This window comes from Candidatus Accumulibacter sp. ACC007, from assembly GCF_907163205.1.
GTDB lineage: Bacteria > Pseudomonadota > Gammaproteobacteria > Burkholderiales > Rhodocyclaceae > Accumulibacter > Accumulibacter regalis.
Map to the genome: position 1 here is coordinate 2,108,828 of NZ_CAJQUD010000001.1, position 21,371 is coordinate 2,130,198.

General features: G+C 63.4%; 14 protein-coding genes and 2 pseudogenes. 7 read left to right on the top strand and 9 right to left on the bottom strand.

The annotated features are described in order from the left end of the window. Nucleotides 1-5: 5 nt before the first annotated feature. Complete coding sequence (locus QZ634_RS09240) at nt 6-1,664, bottom strand: mechanosensitive ion channel domain-containing protein (RefSeq protein ID WP_291987427.1); 1,659 nt, start codon at nt 1,662-1,664, stop codon at nt 6-8. A 19-nt stretch (nt 1,665-1,683) separates the two neighbouring features. After that, entirely contained in the window at nt 1,684-2,346 is a 663-nt protein-coding gene (locus tag QZ634_RS09245) for a MarC family protein (RefSeq protein ID WP_291987429.1), read from the bottom strand. Nucleotides 2,347-2,626: 280 nt separating this feature from the next. On the opposite strand from QZ634_RS09245, the gene cls reads away from it, so the two are divergent. The 4 genes from cls to QZ634_RS09265 all read left to right on the top strand — a co-directional run bounded on the left by cls (nt 2,627) and on the right by QZ634_RS09265 (nt 6,465). Next, nucleotides 2,627-4,057, top strand: coding sequence for a cardiolipin synthase (gene cls, locus QZ634_RS09250; RefSeq protein ID WP_291987431.1), 1,431 nt, complete (start codon nt 2,627-2,629; stop codon nt 4,055-4,057). A gap of 63 nt (nt 4,058-4,120) precedes the next feature. Further along, nucleotides 4,121-5,536 carry a DUF1254 domain-containing protein gene (locus tag QZ634_RS09255; RefSeq protein WP_291987433.1) on the top strand — a complete coding sequence of 472 codons (1,416 nt, stop codon included), beginning with the start codon at nt 4,121-4,123 and terminating at the stop codon, nt 5,534-5,536. 158 nt (nt 5,537-5,694) lie between these two features. Continuing rightward, a complete protein-coding gene (locus tag QZ634_RS09260) occupies nt 5,695-5,949 on the top strand; it encodes a hypothetical protein (RefSeq protein ID WP_291987435.1) in 255 nt (84 codons plus the stop codon). An 84-nt stretch (nt 5,950-6,033) separates the two neighbouring features. Continuing rightward, nucleotides 6,034-6,465, top strand: coding sequence for a hypothetical protein (locus tag QZ634_RS09265; protein ID WP_291987437.1), 432 nt, complete (start codon nt 6,034-6,036; stop codon nt 6,463-6,465). 130 nt (nt 6,466-6,595) lie between these two features. Here the strand turns inward: QZ634_RS09265 and QZ634_RS09270 are convergent, their stop codons facing one another. From QZ634_RS09270 to QZ634_RS09285, 4 genes are all read right to left on the bottom strand, one after another. Next, the gene (locus QZ634_RS09270; RefSeq protein ID WP_291987439.1) at nt 6,596-7,042 is read right to left on the bottom strand and encodes a hypothetical protein; all 447 of its coding nucleotides are present in this window, start codon (nt 7,040-7,042) and stop codon (nt 6,596-6,598) included. Between the two features lie 6 nt (nt 7,043-7,048). Continuing rightward, entirely contained in the window at nt 7,049-8,038 is a 990-nt protein-coding gene (locus QZ634_RS09275; RefSeq protein ID WP_291987441.1) for a DUF2092 domain-containing protein, read from the bottom strand. A gap of 74 nt (nt 8,039-8,112) precedes the next feature. Then, the gene (locus QZ634_RS09280; protein ID WP_291987443.1) at nt 8,113-8,844 is read right to left on the bottom strand and encodes a DUF3037 domain-containing protein; all 732 of its coding nucleotides are present in this window, start codon (nt 8,842-8,844) and stop codon (nt 8,113-8,115) included. Then, nucleotides 8,841-9,746: a LysR substrate-binding domain-containing protein gene (locus QZ634_RS09285; RefSeq protein WP_291987446.1), complete on the bottom strand. Its 906-nt coding sequence runs from the start codon at nt 9,744-9,746 to the stop codon at nt 8,841-8,843. Before QZ634_RS09285 ends, QZ634_RS09280 begins: the two co-directional genes overlap by 4 nt. A 106-nt stretch (nt 9,747-9,852) precedes the next feature. Here QZ634_RS09285 and QZ634_RS09290 point away from each other — a divergent pair, with 106 nt between their 5' ends. Both QZ634_RS09290 and QZ634_RS09295 read left to right on the top strand, forming a co-directional pair. Beyond that, a complete protein-coding gene (locus QZ634_RS09290; protein ID WP_291987448.1) occupies nt 9,853-13,458 on the top strand; it encodes an indolepyruvate ferredoxin oxidoreductase family protein in 3,606 nt (1,201 codons plus the stop codon). Nucleotides 13,459-13,568: 110 nt separating this feature from the next. Next, a complete protein-coding gene (locus QZ634_RS09295) occupies nt 13,569-14,624 on the top strand; it encodes a Glu/Leu/Phe/Val dehydrogenase (protein WP_291987450.1) in 1,056 nt (351 codons plus the stop codon). Nucleotides 14,625-14,772: 148 nt separating this feature from the next. On the opposite strand, the gene QZ634_RS09300 is transcribed toward QZ634_RS09295, so the two are convergent. Together QZ634_RS09300 and QZ634_RS09305 are read right to left on the bottom strand one after the other, a co-directional pair. Then, nucleotides 14,773-15,525, bottom strand: coding sequence for a DUF1043 family protein (locus QZ634_RS09300; RefSeq protein ID WP_291987453.1), 753 nt, complete (start codon nt 15,523-15,525; stop codon nt 14,773-14,775). A 621-nt stretch (nt 15,526-16,146) separates the two neighbouring features. Beyond that, a pseudogene (locus QZ634_RS09305) lies at nt 16,147-18,489 on the bottom strand (hypothetical protein); the annotation flags it as partial. 160 nt (nt 18,490-18,649) lie between these two features. On the opposite strand from QZ634_RS09305, the gene QZ634_RS09310 reads away from it, so the two are divergent. Further along, nucleotides 18,650-19,945: an ISL3 family transposase gene (locus tag QZ634_RS09310; RefSeq protein WP_291985253.1), complete on the top strand. Its 1,296-nt coding sequence runs from the start codon at nt 18,650-18,652 to the stop codon at nt 19,943-19,945. 4 nt (nt 19,946-19,949) lie between these two features. Here the strand turns inward: QZ634_RS09310 and QZ634_RS09315 are convergent. Next, nucleotides 19,950-21,047: pseudogene (locus QZ634_RS09315) on the bottom strand (hypothetical protein); the annotation flags it as partial. Nucleotides 21,048-21,371: the final 324 nt, after the last annotated feature.

The following is a 21,371-nucleotide window of genomic DNA, read 5'->3' on the forward strand; positions in this document are numbered from 1 at the left end:
CCCGCTCAGCGCCCGACCGACTCGCTTTCCAGCGGAGCCGGCGCCGGTTCGGCGGGCGCTGCATACCAGTTGGCCCGCTCGACCAGCTTGGGCCGATCGGTATCGGTCTCGTAGTTTGGCGTCATGATCTGCACGCCGTACTCGTTGAAGACGTCGAGGATGTTGCGCTGCAGCTGCGCATGCAGGCGCGGTACGGCGTGTGCGTCGCGGCAATGGGCATTGATCTCGTAGCTGACGCAGAAATCGCCCAGTTCGCCATAGAGCACGAAAGGGGGCGGTTCGGCGAGCAAGCCCGGGGTGCGCGCCACAGCCATCAGCAATAGCGCCTCGACCTGACGCCAGGGCGTCTCGTAGCCGATGCCGACCTTGCTATGCACGATCAGTCCGGACTCCTCGGCCAGGGAGCTGTAGTTCACCACGTGTCCGTTGAGAATCTGCGAGTTGGCAATGGTGACCTCCTCGTTCTTCAAGGTGCGCAGATGCGTCACCTGGGCGTGGATATCGATCACATCGCCGGTCACGTCGCCAATCATCACCCGATCACCGAGCTTGAAGGAACGCCGGTAGGTGATCATCAAACCGGCGACGAGGTTGGCGATCGCCGACGACGAGCCGATCGAAACGACCAGCCCGACGAGCAGGGAAATGCCCTTGAACGCTTCCGAATCCGATCCCGGGATATACGGATAAGCGACGATTACGGCGAAGGTCAGCACTGCGAAGCGAACGATCTTGTAGGTTGGCCAGGCCCATTCCGTCTCGAAATCCTCCAGGGTCACCGAACCGCGCGCGACAGCGTCGAAGAAGAGCCGGATCAGGCGCAGGAAAAAACGCACGACTAGCGCCAGAATGACCAAGAAAACCAGGTCCGGCAGATAGTCGACAAAAGCCTGGCCCATGGTTTTCAAGGGGCTGATCACGACCGTGGCCAGATCTCTGGCAAAGGCGCGCGTCCACGGAAAGCCGCCGAGCACGAAATCGAGGCCGGCAAAGACGGCGACCGCGATCGCCAGAAAACCGAGCGCCGACACCGCGGCGCGAAGCGCAGCCCAGATGCGCTCGGCACGCACGATCTCGAAGGACTGGATCTCCACGGCGCCAATGCGGAAGCGGAGGCGCTTCGCCAGCAATGCGTGCAGCCGACGCGTCAGCCAGATCAGCGCCGCGACAACCACTGCCAGTGCGGCCATCGCCAGCGCTGCCGCGACGGCGTGTTTGCGCAACGCCTCGGGAGTACGCTCGTGGCGATAGTCGTCGATGGCCGTGCGGATCCGCTCGCTGGTGGCAACGGCCAGGTCCTCGCGCTCGACCTGCTCGATACGCGCGTCGGCGTCGAACAGCGTCATCACCGGTCTTTCCGCAACGCTGATCGTGCTGTGAGTCGTCGAGTCGGCCACCTGCACCGAGTCGGGGGCCACCTTCGGATCACTTGCCAGGCGCTCGATGCGCGCACTGATCGCTGCCGCACGTGCCTCGGCCGGAAAGCTGGTCACGCCGCGCACGCGGAACAGGACGCGCCCATCGAGCTCGACCGCTGCGGTGGCGATTTCAGCATCGGGGTGGACGTCGGCGAGCAGATTCTCCAGGCCCGGCGCAGAGGCGAGCGAAGCGCCACCGGCGGTCGTCAGCAGCACGAACAGCGACACGGAGAGAACGCGAAGCAAGCTGCAGGCCACCGTCCCGCTACCCCCCGGCAGCGGCAGTGGCCACCTGCCGATAAGGCTCGAGAAATTCAACGGCCCCCTGGAAAATCAAGCCCATGCCCATTGCCGCGACGAAAAACCCTACGATCCGGGTCGCTGCATCGATGCCCTGCTTGCCGATCTTGCGCAGGATCGGCTTGGCGTAGGCCAGCGACAGATAGACGGTGGCCATGCAGGCAACGATGGCCGCGCTGGCGGCGGCAAAGTGCATCAACTCGGCGGACGACTGCTTGATCGTCGAGGCCATGCTGATCAGCGTGGCGATCGCCCCGGGCCCGAACATGATCGGCATCGCCAGCGGGACGAACGCCACGTCGGTGTCGGACGCATCCGCATGCGGAAGCATGCCGCCGGACGGTGGCGGCGCAAACAGCTCGAAACCGACGCGAGTGAGGATCACGCCGCCCACTACCCGCACCATGCTCAGCGGCACCTCGAAAATGCGTAACAGCAGCGTGCCGAAGATCAGGAAGAAGAAACACAGCAACAAGGCATAGAGACACGCGCGTCGCGCCACCTGGCGCTGTTCGTTCGTTTCCTTGTTGCCCATCAGGCCGAGATAGACCGGGATCGCCTCGAGGGGATTGATGATCGCCACCAGGGTGGTGAACAGACTGATGAACAGGGTAAGCGTTGGCTCCATGCCTAAAGCATTCCTCTGAAAAAAGCAACTCCGCGCCGCTCTCGCGGCAGCGGCCAGCACCTCCGCGGCACTGCGAAACGCCGGCAGACTATCATGAATGCCCCCGTGCTCGGCACTTGCCTGACGAACTTTGCACGCGCCGAACGGCACACCCCGGTGCGTCCCCGCAGAGGGCCCCGCGCGGGCGGCCCTGTCTGCCTGAACTGACCCGCCAGCCGGGAGTAGCGGCCGCGGCGATCTTCCTTGACCGGTTTGCTACGCTCGCCGCATACTCCGACGCATGGTCTTCAACTATCTGACTGTCCTGCATATCGTCGTCCTGCTGGCGGTTTCGCTACGCATCTTTTCGCGTCGGACGGCGCACGGCACGGCGCTGGCGTGGCTGCTGCTGGTCATCCTTCTGCCGGCGGTTGGCGTCCTGATGTACCTGCTGATCGGCGAGCGCCGTCTCGGCAAGACCTGGATGGAGCGGGCAATCGCCCTGCAGCCGCAGATATTGCGCTGGGCGCAGGACATCCCGGCTTCGGCTCTGGCTGATCCCGGCGAGCTGAACACCGGAGCGGAGAGCGTCAGCCGACTGGCCACCGGCTCGGTCGGCCTGCCGCTGATGGGTGGCCATCGCCTGCAGCTGCTGGCCGACAGCAGCGTCAGCATGCGCGCCCTGATCGCCGACATCGACGCCGCCCGCAGCTCGGTCCACCTCGAGTTCTACATCTGGAACCCCGGCGGCTTTGTCGACGATCTGGTCGCCGCGCTGATCCGTGCAGCGCAGCGCGGCATCCCCTGCTCGACGCTGATGGATTCGCTCGGCAGCCGGCCTTTCTTCAAGAGCGAGGCGATCGACCGACTGCGCAAGGCGGGAGTGACTATCGTCGAGATTCTGCCGGTCAACCCCTTGCGCGCGCTGCTCGTCCGCCTTGACCTGCGCGACCACCGCAAGATAGCGGTCATCGACCGCCGCATCGCCTACACCGGCAGCATGAACATCGCCGACCCCCGTTTTTTCAAGCAGGATGCCGGCGTCGGCGAGTGGGTCGACGCCATGGTGCGCATCGAAGGACCGGCAGCATGGATTCTCGAAGCGGTTTCCCTGTCGCTGACTGCGCTGCAGACGGGAAGCGACTTCGCACCACCGCCGCCACCGGATCTGGCGCCCGCCGGCAGCAGTCAGGTGCAGATCTTCCCCTCCGGGCCGCAGTCGTCCACCCGGCACATCGAGCAACTGCTGCTGGCTGCAATCTACGCCGCCAGGCGCGAAATCGTTCTGACCACGCCGTATTTCGTGCCCAGCGAAACACTGCTCGTTGCGCTGCGCTCGGCCGCCATCCGCGGCGTGCGCGTGATCCTCATCGTCCCGGAAAAGATCGACTCGCTGCTGGTCCGCTACGCAAGCAACGCCTACGTCGAGGATCTGCTCGCCGTCGGGATCACCATCCAGCGTTTCGGCGCCGGCCTGCTGCACACCAAGAGCATGGTCGTTGATGAAGAGTTCACCATATTCGGAACGGTCAATCTCGACCTGCGCAGTTTCGAACTGAACTTCGAAGTGTCGATGATCACCTACGACCGGGAGTTTTCGATTGCCACGCGAGACATGCAACGGCGTTACGAAAGCAAATCACAGCCGCTGCAACTCGACCGCTGGCGCGCCCGGCCAAAATGGCGCCGCCTGACCGAGAACGCGGTACAGGTGCTCAGCCCGCTGCTCTGAGGACGGCTCGCTGAAGCGGGCAACTGCCATCAATTCAACACTTGAAGCGACAAGGAGATGGTCATGGTACGAAGCCTTTTACCGCGCGCCGTTCTGGCTCTTGCGCTGCTGACGATGTTCGTCAGTACGCCGGGCCGGGCGCAGGAACCGAGTCAGCGCAGCGCGCTGGAAGCACAGAGGATCGGCGTAGAAGCCGCCATCTACGGCTTGCCGCTGGTGCTCATGGACCTTACCCGGCAGCTGTCGACCAACGTGCCCAGCCCACAGGCGAATGCGCACGCGCCGATCAACCAGTTCGGCAGCATGAGCAGCTACCCGCCAGCGTCCGATCACAGTATCGTGCGCATGAACGTCGACACGCTCTATTCGTTCGCCTGGCTCGACCTGTCGAAGGAACCAATGATCCTGTCGGTGCCGGATACTGGCGAGCGTTACTACCTGATGCCCATGATCGACGCCTGGACCAACGTCTTCGCCTCGCCGGGAAAACGCACCAGCGGCACGCAGGCCGGCAATTTCGTCGTCACCGGCCCCGATTGGAGCGGGACGCTGCCCGAGGGTGTCGAGGAAATCAAGGCGCCGACCAACACGGTATGGATCGCCGGTCGCACCCAGACCAACGGCGCAAAGGACTATGCGGCGGTGCACCGCATCCAGAAGCAGTACAGGATCACCCCGCTCAGCGCATTCGGCAAACGCTACACCCCCCCGCCAGGGGTCGTCGACACGTCCATCGAGAACAAGCTGGCACCGGTCGATCAGCTCGCACAGATGGACACCACGACTTTCTTCAACAGGCTGGCGCAGTTGATGGCGGCCAATCCGCCACCGGCAGCAGACGCGCCGCTGCTCGATCGCCTGGCCAGGATCGGTCTGGTCCCCGGAGAAAAGTTCACCGCCAGCAAGCTTGACCCGGCCGTCGCCAGGGGCGTGGAGGGATCGCTGGCCATCGCCCTGGAGAAACTTCACGCCGCGGCAAAGCACGCCGGCAAGCCGGTCAATGGCTGGTATATCCCGCCCAGGGAAGTCGGTGACTTCGGCACCGATTACGATCTGCGCGCGGTGGTCGCCCTGATTGGCCTGGGCGCCAACATCCCCGCCGATGCGATCTATCCGAATGCGTTCACCGATGGCGACGGCAAGCCGCTGAACGGCGCCCAGCGTTACGTGATCCACTTCGACAAGGGCCAGACGCCACCGGCCAAAGCCTTCTGGTCACTGACCATGTACGACGCGCAATCGTTCTTTGTCGATAATCCGGTCAACCGTTACAACGTCGCCAGCTGGATGCCGCTCAAGTACAACCGGGACGGCTCGCTCGACGTCTTTATTCAGAAGGAGTCGCCAGGCAAGGGCAAGGAAGCCAACTGGCTGCCGGCAGCGAGCGGGGACTTCAGCGTCACCATGCGTGTTTACTGGCCGAACGAGGAAATGCTCGACGGCAGCTGGTTGCCAGCGCCGCTGAAGCGGCTCGACTGAGGCGCAAGCAATGCCGGACAACTCACTGCCCGCCGGTCACCTGGCTGGCCTGCCCGCCACGCTCGCGCACGAGCGCCGCGGGTCTTTGCGGCCTGGCGTCAGCGTTCGCGCGAGCGCAGGCGCTGCAGATCAGTAGCGATCTCGCGCAATTGCGCTGGATGCTGATCGAGCAACGGGCCACGTCGTTGCCGACGAGCTTGCTGGTGGTCCTGGTCGTCTGGCTGGCAGTGCTGTTTGCCAGCTTCGGCATGTTCGCCCCGCGCAACGCAACGGTGATCGCCGTCCTGTGTATCTCGGCACTCTCCGTTTCCGGCGCGCTGTTCATCATTCTGGAGATGACCCAGCCACTCGACGGCATGATCAAGGTTTCCAGTGCCCCCTTGCACAAGGCCATCGAGCTTCTTGGCAAATAGATCAGAGCGCAGCGACGGCGACGACTTCGGCCATCCCTCGCCCGCCCTTAGATGCCCCCTCGGATCAGAGAAAGGTAATTCAATATGAGAGTAGCGACGACTTCACTGGCCCTTGCCCTGGCGCTGGCTTTTGCGGCAGCGGCGGCGGTGAGCACGGCCACCGCCGCACCCACCGCCACGGCACGATCGTCCACCGCCGAACTTGACGCCGAGAGCAAGGTACTGAAGGGGACATGGGTCCGGCCCGACGGCGGCTACACGATTGTCATCGCCAACGGCGCTGCCGGCGGTCAGCTCGAGGCGACCTACTTCAACCCGCGCCAGCTTCCGTTTGCCAGGGCAGAGGCATCGCGGCAAGGCAGCGATCTGCGGGTTTTCCTCGAATTGCGCGCGGGCGGCTACGACGGCTCGACCTACGACCTGCGCTACGACCCGGCCAGCGATCGGCTCACCGGCGTCTACTATCAGGCCGTGGCCAAGCAGAAGTACGACATCTTCTTCGTGCGCAAGAACTGAACGACCGCTGCTGCTGCCGCCGCCGAGGGCCTCGTCGGCTTGCCTGCTTCGGCGGCATGCGCCGAAGCAGGCCGGAGAAGGAACGTCCGCCGGGCGGCCAGTTCGCCACGCGCTCTGCTGGCGAAGATGGTTACCGTGGCGGGTTAACCACCACGTAGGTCACCGAACTGCCCGCATACTGCGGCTGGTAGTAGGCACCGCCACATTGCTGGTAGGTGATTCCGGCAGAGACGTAGGGCACGCAGCTCGGCGGCAAGGTCGCGACCATCGAGCCGACGACCGCTGCCGTGACCGCTACGGCGGCGCCGACGGCCACTCCGGTTGCCACCGGGTGATAGCCGCCGCGGCCATTCACATCGACGTCGACGTTGCGGTTCACATTGACGTTGGTGTTGCGATTGACGTTGGTGTTGCGGTTCACATTGGTGTTGTGATTGATGCTGGTGCGTGTGGCGCCGCGCGCATATGCCTGCGAAGCGGCAAAGAAGTCATGCGCCCCTACCGCCAGCAGCGACATCAATACGGCACGCGACCAGCGACCGGACAAGCGTTTCTTGGATTGGACTTGGCTCATCATCTCACCTCACTTCTCGTTGCCGGGCTGGACTTCCAGCTCGCGCAGGACGATCTTGCCGGCCCGCTTGGGCGGAACGAAACGGAACACGCTATCGGCCAGGCTGGGCGACAGATTCCAGCTCAGCACGGCCGCATATTGTGGTGCCGCGTCCTCGTTCTTGGTCGTGATGACGATCTTCCTTGGCAGCGGCGTCTTGCCTTCCTGGATCCAGATCTGCCAGTCGACGTCGTCCTGGCGAAAGGCATAGTGGTCACAGAGAACACCGCGAACGCGGCTCTTGCCCAGATAGAAGCCTGATCTTATGTTCGCCGCAAGCGATTCCGGCGCCAGCAGGTCGGCCAATGGCCATTCCAGGCCATATTTGGTTTCGGCGAAGGCCAACATCTCCCTGATGGTTTTTGGCGCCTTCACCGAGGCGTAGTAGTTCACCAGCTTGCCATAGATGGTCAGTGTCCTGCCGTCGTAGTAGAACTGGCGCTGCTTGTCGTCGTCGATCACGTCCACCCGCAAGCGATTGGGCTTGACCACCGAGATATCCGCGAGCGAGCCGAACTGCACTTTCTGACCGCTATCGAGTACCTCGTCGGTACTCGCGTCAACGCGCAAACTGAAGGTCTTCAGTTCCTGCAGGAATTCGCTGCTGCGCTTGAGCGCTGCGGCGGCCTCCGGCTCAATGAGCGGCGGCGGCGCCGGGGCAGCGGCCGGTGTTGCGGGAGTGGCAGCCGTCGCGCTGTCTGCTACGGGCGCAGGGGTAGCAGCGGCATCGGCGGCATCCGCCTTGGCCACAGCGGCGGCGACCGCCGCAGCAGTTTTCGCCTCGGCGGCCGTCGGGGCAATGGTCACCGCCGCAGCCTTGCTCGCCTTGCCTGCTGCAGAAACGGCAGGTACGCTGGCTTTGTCTGCTCCTGGGCTGGGCGGCTGCGCGGCGGCGCTGAAAACAGGAAACAGCAGCAGCGCGACAGCGCTCACTACTATCGGAAAACGCTCTGGTCTCATCAACAAGTTTCTCCTCAATTGGCATTGCAAACGCAAGCAGCGTACGGTAGCAGGGAAGCCGCGGCCCTTGCTGCTCAAAACTCCCTGCTCACGAAGTTGCGCTCGCAGTAGTGATCATAAAGTGCGTCGAGCTTGGCCGCGGGATCATCGCAGAGCGCGAAGCGCTGTTGGTCGAAGTAGAACATGCCGTCGTGAGGGCGAACCAGTTCGGCAAAGCGCTTGCTCGCCAGAAGCAGATTCGGCTCGCGCCTGGCACCGTCCAGCGCGTCGCGACGCAGATCGCTGGCGAAGCGCTGCAGATCTTCCTTGAACAGCTCACGCCCGTTCACGAAGATCTCCCGGTCGAACGGGTAAAAGAACTGCATGATCCGACCGTAACGTTTCAACAGGCGGAAGTCAAAAAAGCCGGCCTCCGCGGCCATCAGAACGACGCCCACATTGGCGAATTCACCCGTTTCAGCGAAGGGGCGAAAACGAAGCAAGGCGTATTGGCAGGCGAACTCATTCATGGTGGACCCATCAGCAGTGTTCCAGACCCGGGCCGCCGCCAGCGACGCTTCCATCGCTGTCATCGCCAAGCGGGCCTGCCGATAGCGGCAGGGCGTCCGGGAATCGCCGGAAAAAAATCCAACGTCATTGTACGATAGCACGGGCGGTAGCAGAAGGGCGACAAAGTCTCGCCAGCCGGCAAGTGAGCGAACCTGCAGGTCCGACGGCCACTGGCGATAGGCCAAGCCAGCTGCAACTGCGCTGGTCAAGTCGCGCGGCGTTCGTTCGCCGCTGATCGTGCGCCGCAGAACGCTCAATTGCCGCAAGCCTGGATGAGGAACTGGCGCAGGGCTTCGGCCGGTTCGGCGAGCGTTGCGTCTTTGGCCCAGATCAAACCGACTTCGAGATGTGGAATGGCGTCAAGGATCGGGCGGGCTTCGATCTTCTTGCCTTCCAGCGACCACGGGCGGTAGACCATGTCGCTGAGAATGGTCACGCCGAAACCGTGTGCGACCAGGCCGCGCAGGGCTTCCATGCCATTGGTACGGAAAGCGACGTTGGGAGCGAGACCGTTGTCGGTCCAGTAGCGGCGATTCGATTCTTCGCCTTCGTCAATAGTCAGCAGGATGTAGGGCTGACGCGCAATATCGGCGAGCGAGGGATAAGGCTGCTCGAGCACGGGGTGGCCGCTGGCCGCCCAGAGCTGACGGCGCGAACGCATCAGGACATGGTGGCCGAAGCGCTCGCGATCCACGACGTTGGAGAGGATCACCACACCGAGTTCCATCTCGCCGCAGAGCACCGCCGCTTCGACCTCGCGCCGGCCCCTGTCGTGCAGATCGAAATCGATGTCCGGGTAGTTGGCACGAAAGCGGGCGAAGAGCGGCGGCAGGAAATAGCCGAGCACCGAATAGGTGGCGGCGATGCGGATCGCGCCGTGCAGATCGTTGATGCGGAAGCGCGGTTCGCGCAAGGCATCCTGCAGCGAGTCGAGGATGTGCCGCGCGTGCTGATAGAAACTGTGCCCCTCGGCAGTGAGTGCGACGCCGTGCGGCTTGCGATCGAACAATTTGACCCCGAGCCGGTCTTCAAGAAGGAGGACGGCGTTGGTGATCGCCGACTGCGAGACGAACACGCTCGCTGCCGCCATCGAGAACTGTCCGGTTTCGGCGGCGGCGGCAAAATAACGCAACTGGCGTAGCGTGACGTCGCTGGTCATCTTATTTTCTGATACCTCGAGTGCGTTTTTGTGATTTTACGATAGCACAAGCATTCCCTATCATCGCGCAAAACCCTAACGGCCGGTCCAGCGAGGAGACAGACAAATGGATGCATCGCAGAAGAATGCCGGAGCCGCCGGAGACGTCACGCTGCGCACCGTCGCGCTGGATGACAAGTACCAGTTGGCCAGCGGTCGTGTCTATCTGAACGGAACCCAGGCGCTGGTGCGCCTGCCCATGCTGCAGCGTGCGCGCGACGAACGCGCCGGATTGAACACCGCCGGCTTTGTCAGCGGCTACCGCGGTTCACCGCTGGGCAACGTCGACCAAGAGTTCTGGCGAGCGAAGAAATTTCTCGAAACCAGGCACATCCGTTTCCAGGCCGGGCTGAACGAAGACCTGGCAGCAACCGCGGTGTGGGGCACGCAGCAGGTGACTCTCGACAAGAACGCCCGCTACGACGGCGTCTTTGCCATGTGGTACGGCAAGGGACCGGGCGTCGATCGCACCGGCGACGTCTTCCGCCACGCCAACGCAGCGGGTACCTCGAAATACGGCGGCGTGCTGGCGATTGCCGGCGACGACCATGCGGCCAAGTCGTCGACCCTGCCGCACCAGACCGAGCACGTATTCAAGGCGCTGATGATGCCGGTGCTGGCGCCGGCCGACATCCAGGAGTATCTGGAGCTCGGCATTCACGGTTTTGCGCTGTCGCGCTACTCGGGCTGCTGGGTGGCGTTCAAGGCACTCGCCGACACCGTCGAGACCTCGGCTTCGGTGAATGTCGACCCCTTTGCCGTCGAAACCATCATCCCCGGCGAGTTTCCGCTGCCCGCCGACGGCCTCAACCTGCGCTGGCCGGATCCGCCGCTGGTGCAGGAAAAGCGCCTGCTGCACCACAAGCTTTACGCTGCGCTGGCCTATTGCCGCGCCAACCAGCTGAACAGGGTGGTGATCGACAGCCCGACGCCGCGTCTGGGAATCGTTACCAGCGGCAAGAGCTATCTGGATGTGCGCCAGGCCCTGGAAGACCTGGGCATCGACGACGCCGTGGCCGCGAAGATCGGCCTGCGCCTGTACAAGGTGGGTATGGTCTGGCCGCTGGAGGCGGAAGGCGTTCGCCGCTTCGCCGAAGGGCTGGAAGAAATCCTGGTCATCGAGGAGAAGCGCCAGTTCCTCGAATACCAGCTCAAGGAAGAGCTCTACAACTGGAGCGAGTCGGCGCGACCGCGCGTCATCGGCAAGTTCGACGAGAAAGGGGAATGGTCGCTGCCGCACGCGGAATGGCTGCTGCCCGCCGCCGGAGAGCTGACGCCGGCGATGATCGCCCGCGTCATCGCCGCGCGCATCGCCATCTATTACACCTCCGAGCGCGTCGCCGCGCGTCTCGCCTTCCTCGAAGAGAAGGAGGCCGCGCTGGCCAAGCCGAACCGCGCCATCGCGCGCATTCCGCACTACTGCTCGGGCTGCCCGCACAACACTTCGACCAGGGTTCCGCAAGGCTCGCGCGCGCTGGCCGGCATCGGCTGCCACTACATGGCCACCTGGCTGTCGCCCGAATCGACGCAGACCTTCTGCCAGATGGGGGGTGAAGGCGTGGCCTGGGTCGGCCAGTCGCCGTTCACCAGCACCCCGCACGTCTTTGCCAACCTCGGCGACGGCACCTATTTCCACTCCGGGCTGCTGGCCATCCGCCAGTCGATCGCTGCCGGGGTGAACATCACCTACAAGATTCTCTACAACGACGCCGTCGCCATGACCGGTGGGCAGCCGCACGACGGGCCGCTAAGCGTGCCAATCATCGCCCGGCAAATCGCCGCCGAGGGCATCAAGACCATCGTCGTGGTCACCGACGAACCGCAGAAATACCGCGGCGACAGCGGGCTGCCGTCGGCAACGCCGGTGCGTCACCGCGACGAGCTGGACAGCGTGCAGCGCGAGCTGCGCGCCCTGCCGGGCACGACCGCGATCATCTACGACCAGACCTGTGCCGCCGAGAAGCGCCGTCGTCGCAAGCGCGGCAAGTTTCCCGATCCAGCCCGGCGGGTGGTCATCAACGACCTGGTTTGCGAAGGCTGCGGCGACTGCTCGGAGAAATCCAACTGCATGTCGGTGGTCGCCGTCGAGACCGAGTTCGGGCGCAAGCGGGCGATCGATCAGTCGGCCTGCAACAAGGACTTCTCCTGCCTCAAGGGTTTCTGCCCGAGTTTCGTGACCATCGAAGGCGGCGCGCTGAAGAAAGGCAAGGCGGCGACGCCGGGTGCAGCCCTTTTCGCGCAACTGCCCGAAGCCACGCTGCCCGATACGGCGGCGCCGTGGAGCATGCTCGTCACCGGCGTTGGCGGCACCGGCGTGGTGACCATTGGCGCGCTGTTGGGGATGGCGGCGCACCTCGAAAGCAAGGGCGTGCTGGTGCTCGACATGGCCGGCCTGGCGCAGAAAGGCGGTGCTGTCTGGTCGCACGTACGCATCGCCGACCGCCAGGAGCAACTCTACGCGGCGCGCGTCGCCGCCGGCGAAGCCAACGCGGTGATCGCCTGCGACCTGGTCGTCGCCGCCAGCGACGAATCGATCGCCAAGATGCGCGCCGGCCACACGCGCGTGGTGATCAACCGCGACCAGAGCACGACCAGCGATTTCGTGCGCGGCTTTGCCGCGCAGGCACGCAGCGGCGACGTGGCCCGGAACCCGGATCCACAGTTCCCGCAGGACGGCATGGAAGCACGCATTGCCGACGCCGTCGGTAGCGACAGCGCCGATTTCCTGGAAGCTTCGCGCCTGGCGACGGCGATCATGGGCGATGCCATCGCCACCAACCTGTTCATGCTCGGCTTCGCCTGGCAGAAAGGCCTGGTGCCGTTGTCACGCCAGGCCATCCTGCGCGCCATCGAGATCAACGCCGCGGCGGTCGCTGCCAACACCACGGCCTTCCAGTGGGGCCGCGTCGCGGCAGTCGATATGGCGGCCGTGGTCAAGGCCGCGCAACCGGCCCACGTCCCCGACCACCACCGCGTCTCGGCCAGCGTCGACGAGTTGATTGCCCGCCGCCAGGAGCAGCTCGGCGAGTACCAGGACGCCGCCTACGCCGAGCGTTACCTGACGCTGGTCAAGCGCGTGCGCGCGGCCGAAGAGGCGCTGACGCCGGGAGTCTCGCTGCTCGGCGAAGCCGTCGCGCGCGGCTACTACAAGCTGCTGGCGTACAAGGACGAGTATGAAGTGGCCCGCCTGTATACCAACAGCGCCTTCCTCAAGGGCGTCGAGGCACAGTTCGAAGGCGACTACAAGCTGGTCTTCCACCTCGCGCCGCCACTGCTAGCCAGCAAGGACCCGGCCACCGGGCAGCTCAGGAAGCGTACTTTCGGGCCGTGGATGCTCAAGGCGATGCGTATCCTGGCGGGCTGCAAACAGCTGCGCGGCGGCGCCTTCGACATCTTCGCGCGCAGCGCCGAGCGCAAGCTCGACCGGCAATTGATCGCCGAGTACGAGGGGCTCATCGAGGCCGTCCTCGCCGGGCTCAAGACCAGCAATCATGAACTGGCCGTCGAACTGGCCAGCCTGCCCGAGCAAATCCGTGGCTTCGGCCACATCCGTGAGCGCTATGTCGCGCATGCTCGTGAACAGCAGCAGGAGCTGCTGGCACGCTTCAACGGCCAGAGCCCGTCGAGCGTGCAGGTCATGCTACAGCTACCGACGAGCAAGGTCTCGGCCTGAGCGAGCGCCCTTTCAGCGCCACCTCTCATTCCGCGGCCGTTCCGTCCACGTCGCCACAAGCGACCAAGGCGGGATTGCCGCCTCCCTCATTACCAACGAAGGAACTTGCCATGTCCGTTTTTTCCCTGCCCGATTTTGCCGATCACGAACAAGTGGTTTTCTGCAGCGACGATGCCAGCGGTCTGAAAGCGATCATCGCCGTGCACAACTCCAACCTCGGTCCGGCGCTTGGCGGCTGCCGCATGTGGCACTACGCCACCGAGGACGACGCCATCCGCGACGTGCTGCGTCTGTCGCGCGGCATGACCTACAAATCTGCCCTGGCCGGCCTCAAGCTCGGTGGCGGCAAGTCGGTGATCATCGGCAACCCGCGCACCGACAAGACGCCGGCGCTGCTCGACGCCTTCGCCCGCGCGCTCAACCAGCTCAACGGTCGCTACGTCGCCGCCGAAGACTCGGGGACCAGCGTCGCCGACATGAAATATCTCGCCGAACGCACGCCGCACGTCGCCGGCATCGAAGACAAGCCCTCGCACGAGGCCGAGGGAATGCGCAGCGGCGACCCCTCGCCGGCCACCGCCTACGGCACCTTCTTCGGCATCAAGGCAGCGGTCAAGCGCAAGCTCGGACGCGACTCGCTCGACGGCTTGCGGGTGGCGATCCAGGGCGTCGGCAATGTCGGCTTCGACCTCGCCCGCCAGCTCAAGGAAGCCGGCGCGGAATTATGGGTAAGCGACATCCACGAAGAGAACCTGGTCCGGGCGCGCACCGAACTCGGCGCCAGCGCGCTCGCTCCGGAAGCCATCTACGCGGCCAACGTGGACGTCTTCGCGCCCTGCGCGTTGGGCGCCATCCTCAATGACGAAACCATCCCGCAGCTGCACGCCAGCATCGTCGCCGGCGCCGCCAACAACCAGCTGGCCGAGGTCCGCCACGGCAGCGCGCTGATGCATCGCGGCATACTCTACGCGCCGGACTACGTGATCAATGCCGGCGGGATCATCGACATCTATCACGAGCGGATCGGCTTCGAGCGCGCTGCCCTGCTGCGGCACGTCGAAGGCATCCACGACACCCTGCTGGAGATTTTCGAACGCGCCGACAGGGAAGCACGGCCCACCGGAGAGGTCGCCGACGCACTCGCCGAGGAGCGCTTCAGGCGCTGAACCGCAACGCCACCGCGGAAGGGTGGCACGGCCCGCGCCAAAGGGCTGGCGCGGCTGCCTGGCCTTGCCGGCCGCCGTCACCTCAGCCAGGGTACGCGAGCAAGGCGGGTTGCCTTACCCTCCTATACGGAAGCCGGATCGCGATGCGTCACGACTTGCTGGCGCCGGTATCCTTGCCGGCACCCTTCCCGGTGCCATCCTCGCCACCTTCATCCTTAGCCCCGGCAGCGGCTCCAGCCTTTTCGCCGGGCTTCGCCTGCCCTTCCGATGCGGCTTTCACGTCGCCAGCGGGCTTGCTCTCGGCGCCCGCCGGCGTCCTCGATCCTTCGCTGCTGCTCTTCTCGGCCTGCTGTGCCGGTTCACCCTCAGCCGCAGTACCCATCGCCGCTTCAGCGTCCGCGGGGGCGGCGACGTCCTTGGCATCCGCTGCTGCCTCGGCGCCCGCCGCAGCCGATCGTTCCGCCTCGCTACCCTGCCCTGTTGTGGAGAGTTCACGCGGTTGCGCGCCAGCGGCGATCAGGGCCGCCGATACCTTGTCCGAAGAAGTAGCCTCCGCAACCGTCGCACCGCCCGCACTTCCCACCAACAGGCCGACGACGCGGTCTCTGAAGAGCTGACGGGCGGACCCACTGGAAAGTTGTTCGTAACCTGACGACAGATGCTCGAACAAGTCCTTGTAAGAGCCGGCCATCGATGCGACGAGGGTTGCGGTCTTGTCGAAGTGCGACTCGACGTCACGCTTGTAACCGGCGATTTCATCCTGCTGGCGCGAGACTTCCGCCTCCAGCGCCGCGACTCGTTTGGTCTTGCCGCCAAGTGGGCTGCGGCCCACGAAATACCCGATCAACGCAGCGACAATCACCGCCGCCCCACCTATCAGCCACATTGTCTGTTCCGTCATGCCAGGACCTCCCTCTGTGAATGGCAGCGTGCCAGCGTGCAAACCCTGCCGATGCGAGGACTGTCTGCGCGGCGGGCACGACTGCCTTGCCGGATGTGTTCTTCAGTGCTCGGAAGCACATGTCGCAGGAACGAAGTATATCGGCGTTTGGCGAGAACAGAAGGAGTTGTTCACAACCGCCGCCCTCCCGGAACCGTCCGCCATACCCTTGTAGTGCCAATTTCTCCTACGCAAATTTCGCACATTCAAGCGCTTACAGCGACATCTGTCGAACTCTGGAGGAAGCGACGCTGAAAACGGAAAAGCCCGGCCGAAACCGAGCCTCCTCGCTACCCGCAGGAACGCCTCGGTTCTTCTTGCGGCCGGCAACGCCAAACCAGGCTCACCGCCGGCAGCGACAGCATCGCCGGCTCGGGAACGCCATTCGTCACGATGACCTGCACGCCGTTTGTCGCGATGGCCTGCCGGCCGCTAAGCGTCACACTTAGCGCGACAGCGCCCTGGACGCTATCACCAAATGCCTCGCCTACTCCGATCGTGGCCATGCTCCCCATGGTTGCTTGACCAGCGTGCAAGCCGACGAGCGGGCAGCCGCGGCGACTGCCCGCTCGTCAACACACCCTATAGGGGTTGCAGGCCGATGGTCCCCACCAGCCCGGCACGATATTCCGACGAACCGACAAGGACCCGTTCGTCCTGTATCCGAGCACGTCGCGCCGAGAGTCCCAGGCGCGAAGCAACCTCGGCATTCTCGGTACGATCAAGGAAATCGTATAGCGAGGCCAGCGCATGAGTCAGCCGCGTCTCGTCACCGCGTTGCTTGGCGTCCAGGCGTGCCGCATACCAATCACTGGCGAGTACGCTTTCGCGAGAAAACAGCGAACGCACTTCCAGTGACTCAAGTCCATGGCCATCCGCTGTCTGTCCGTGGGCCATGATTTCCAGGACGGCCCGCAAGGGTGGGCAGGCTAGCGAAATGGTGCCATCGGTGAAATAGCTTTCGGCAACCCGCTGGTGGGTAGCGACGATATTCGCCACACCGTCGGCAAAGATGTCCATGTCCTGCAGCTCGGGGCGCAGCATTTCATCGGTGAACACGGCATGCGGATGCAGAAATATTCGGCCAAAGTAGGTGCTCGCCAAACGTGCTGTCATCCGGTAGCCGAGCCGGCTGGCCAGAACAGGCTGACCACGGTGTTCGAAATCGACGACGCGTTCCAGGGCACCCCGGGCAATCAGGTTTTTCGCCTCGCGCTCACTTGGACTCATGCGTGCAAACACCTCGGGCACCAGCAAACTGACGTCATGGTCGACGCGCACATTTGGCCCGACGTAACCGGCAGAGGAAACCCATCCGTCGTAACCAGTGAGAGCGAAGGAGACGAAGGCGGCATTGAGGTCGATGATGGCCGGCAACGCATTGAACGGCCCTTTGGTCAACGCACCCTCTGAACCCGCACCGGTTGTCGAGGGTGACTTGCCGGTCATCGAACTGATGAACTCGATGAAGAGCTCGGGCAGCTCCATGTAGTGCAACGGATTGTAGGGGCATAGCGGCCGAATTCCATCATCCGGCGGGTTGTTGCGGCGACCGGCGGCTACCACATGTACTGGGGTAATGAGCGGCTCGGCGGTTGACTGCCTGCGGAACAAGCGCATCGCCAGGTTGGCAATTGACGTTTCATTCGGGCACGCGATGTCGGGGCGCAGTTGCAGATAGCGCGGGTTTTTCGTCGGTTTCCCATCGACCAGACGCGGGTGTGCCGAGGAGACGAAATAGGCGGGTGACGATCCCTCCGGCGCGCTCGCAGCGGCCTGGATCAAGTCCTGCATCGGTGGGGTAAACTCACTGAATCCGATGGCGTCATCAACCAGCTCACGCGCATCCGATCCGTCAAGCGGCTGGAAGTTGGAGATAAAAGTCCCCGGTGTCGCCAGATCCAGTTCCGCCTGCCGGTCATAGCCGCGATGGATTGCATCGTCCGGCCTTTGAAACAGGCGACGCTCGCAGTTTTGCACGAACTTCTGCGAGAACGCTTCCGCCTCTCCCGCAATCGCTCTGGCGGGGGCTACCACGCTGGCCGTGATGTCGTCCTCGGTCTGCACTTTGCCGGCCGGGTGGAAGTCATGGCGCAACCCGAAGACACGCCAGGCCCCGTCCTTCTCGAAACCGACGCGCAGGGTATTCACGACCAGCGTTCTCCCGTCCAGCTTCAGTGAATTCCCTGGACGACCGTTGATCAGATCTACCGAGTAGTGACTCCGCCAGCAATCGCCCCACTCCGCGCGGTGAAAGCGCTTGACGACGAAGACAAGTTCCTTGATATGCTGTGGAATAGCGCTCAACCATGTGTTGTACGCGTCGTTATAATCGCGGCCCGACGGCGTGAGCAGTTTGATGACGCTACCAATCGAACGGTCACTGCTTAGTATGAGGCGGTTATCAACGCCGTTTCTCTCCTGATCGCTATAGCGTTCGGAGAAATCACGCGCCAGAATGGCTGCAACCGCATCCATGTCCTTTTCGAGGTCGGCGACGTAAACATGGCCGACGAGTATCGCGTCCGAAATCGCTTTGGATATCTCCGATTTCCCCCCCCCGGAAACGGTCGCCGGCTTGTGGCAGGCCGTAACGTCCGCCGAGGTTCCTACGAGATTCCATTGACGATGATCGGCAGTCGATGACTCCATTTGTATCCGGTAACCATTGGGGCCCATATAGGTCTTACCGGCCTGCAATTTTATCGACCGAGTATCGCCATCAAGGGTTGGCCACGAGACGGTCTGCGAGCGCAAACTGAAGGTGGATTTCGCTGGCACCAAGACGACATTGGCCTGAACGCGATCAAGTGCATGCCCGGCCGGCTGCACGGCAAAGCGTTCAGGGTCGCGGGCCAGCACCTCTTTCAGCGAGTAGGCATCGCCCGCCGTCAGGTCGGTATACTCCTGACCCTCGTTATAACGGCTCTATGTCGTTTCGTGTGGAACCGGCGATGGGTTTCGCGTTTTGAGGGAGCGGTGATGTCAAGGGCGGACGCAGTCCGGGCGCAGCCGAACCCTTTACATCGCTGCCCGCTTGCTTACGCTTGCTCCGGGCCGAGGAAGGCAGTCTGCCGCCCTCGGCATGGAGGACAATGGCGGTCTTTCCTCTCGCGACCGGTTCCTCATGATTGAAACGCTGTTCACCCAGGCTCTGGGTCTCGTTGCTCCTTGGCAGGTAGCTGAGGTCATCTTCAAGCCAGAGTCCGGACGGATCGATTTCCAGGTCCGATTTGGCGCAGCCATTCATGCTTGCCCGGCTTGCGGTGCGGCGGCGCAGCCGCTGCATGACCGCTTGGCGCGTTCCTGGCGCCATATGGATTTCTTTCAGTACGAAGCCCACCTGCATGCCGAGGTGCCGCGAGTGGCCTGTGCCGGTTGCGGCAAGGTCACGCAGATTCCTGTTCCCTGGGCGCGTGAAGGGAGCCGCTTCACGCTGCTGTTCGAGGCCTTGACGTTGATGCTGGCGCCGACCATGTCGGTCTTGGCAGCTGGCCGACTGCTGCGCGTGCGCAGTCGCAGACTGTGGCGCGTGATCAATCATCATGTGGGCCGGGCGCGCGCCCAGGAAAGTCATGCTAGGGTTCGCGCGATCGGCGTCGATGAGACCGCCAGTAAACGCGGCCAGACGTATATCTCTGTTTTTTATGACCTCGACGCGCAGCGTCTGCTGTTTGCCACACCGGGCCGGGACAAGGCCACGCTCGGAAAGTTCGCCAGCGACCTTACCGAGCATGGTGGCCAGCCCACCGCGATCACCCATGTCAGCATGGACATGAGCGGCTCGTTCCAGGCCGGCGCCGCCGAGCACTTTCCAGCAGCCGAGGTCTGTTTCGACCGCTTCCACGTGGTCGCTCTGAGCAGCACGGCGCTGGACGAGGTGCGACGCGCCGAGGTCAAGACCGCGCCCGAACTCAAAGGCACCCGCTGGGGCCTGCACAAGAAACCCGCCGACTGGACCGTCAAGCAAACCGACACCATGTACTGGTTGCAGCGCTCGAACCTCAAGACCGCACGGGCCTGGCGGATCAAGCAGGCGCTGCGCTCCATCTACGCCACCGCCACGACACCTGACGAGGCCAAGCCCCTGCTCAAGCGCTGGCTCAGTTGGGCCAGCCGCTGCCGACTCGAACCGTTCAAGCGCCTCGGACGGACGATCAGCAAGCACCTTCCTGGCGTACTCAACGGTTTTCACCCCGGCAAACACAATGGCCGTGTCGAAGCGATGAATCGAGCGCTCCAGGAGGCGCGCGCAAGGGCACGCGGCTATCGCCGCGTCGAAAACTTCATCGCCATGGCCTACCTCATCGCTGGAAAGCTCACTCATTTGCCCGCCTCGCCCTTCGCCCCATTCTTGCCCGTTCCACACGAAACGACCTAAACCCGTTATAACTCGGAAACACGAGCGCCCCGCCGGAATGCTCTTCTTCGGCAGAACCAAACATGTTCGCCGAATAACTGATCTGCGTTTTCACCTCCTTCTTGCAGTAACCGAAATAATTGTCCGCGATGATGGTCACGACTACGCCACGCTGGTCCCGCGCGCACAACTTGAATGCGCTACCACCGTTATACAGCTCGGTTTCACTCTTGTAGCACATGCCGTCACGCCGTTGCAGCGGTGTGGCCGCGTCCCAGTGCGGAAGACCGAGCAGGTGTTTGGGCACATGCGTAAGATGCGGCGCGAGAATCACGCAACCCGTGTGGCCGGTCCAGCCATCCGGGTCCAGCGAGGCATCGTTTTCAGGCAGATAGGGGTCGCCGGCATTGCCGAAGATGCTTTCCACAAAATCGAGATTGGCCACCAGAGCACCGGGAACGAAAAAGCGGGTTTCCATCCGCTTCTCTGTTGTAAAGCCTGGCACGGCAGGCACCACCAACGGACGCAAAAGCAGGGAAACAAAGCACATGGCCGGGGCTTTCTCACCCGCGGTAAACGGTAGCTGCAGTGATTCAGGCGGAGGATTCAGGGCCAAGGCAAGCAGCTTTGAAAAGGCCATCTTCGGCACCGCCAGCTTATCGTCGGGAATCGGCAAACCGCCCTCGGCGATGTGAAAAACGCCCGCAGTGGTACGGCGATCACTGGCGGGATTGTGCAGAACCCCGTTGCGCAGACGGTAGCTGCTGAGCAGCGGCGACTTGAAAAGATCACCATTGGCTGGCAATGAAACGCCACGCGCCAGACCGGACTGATCGAGCACGAGGGTTTTGCCCGGCAAACGAGGCGCCCGACCCACATCCGCGAGATAATCCCTCAGAAAATTCTGAATCCGCGTATCGACAGGACACAGTTTATCCGAAAGCCGACGGCTCAACTCCCGTTGACGCGCCAGAATCGGTGCCATGAGGTCTGTAATGGATGCGCCATCGGCGTCGGCAGCGAGAGGCAATCCGAGAAGGGCAAGTCGAAGATTGATCGCCGCATTCAATTCCCGTTTGTTGACAGATGACGGGACTAAAGCGGCAGGTGAGGGGAAGTCCATATTGTATTCTTTCATAAAGTTAAAAATCAGAATAAGGTGGCCGGCAAGCAGGAATTATTCTCGACAGGTTGTTGATAAAAAACCCCCTGACGAACGCAACCAGGCCGAGACAACCCTGGCCAGCAGACCTTGGGGAATGTCTTAACAAGCACCGCCGAAGGCGGTCGAGAGTGTAAGCCTCCGAAATCCTAGCCCGGGGAATGGAAATCACGCGGAGATGGCGCGAAATCGGGGTTCAGGTCGTTTCGTGTGGAATGGCTGCTTGACGCCAGACGAGCCTTTCGGGGGCCCTCAACACCCGACCCGCCCCCGAGGGCGGGGAGG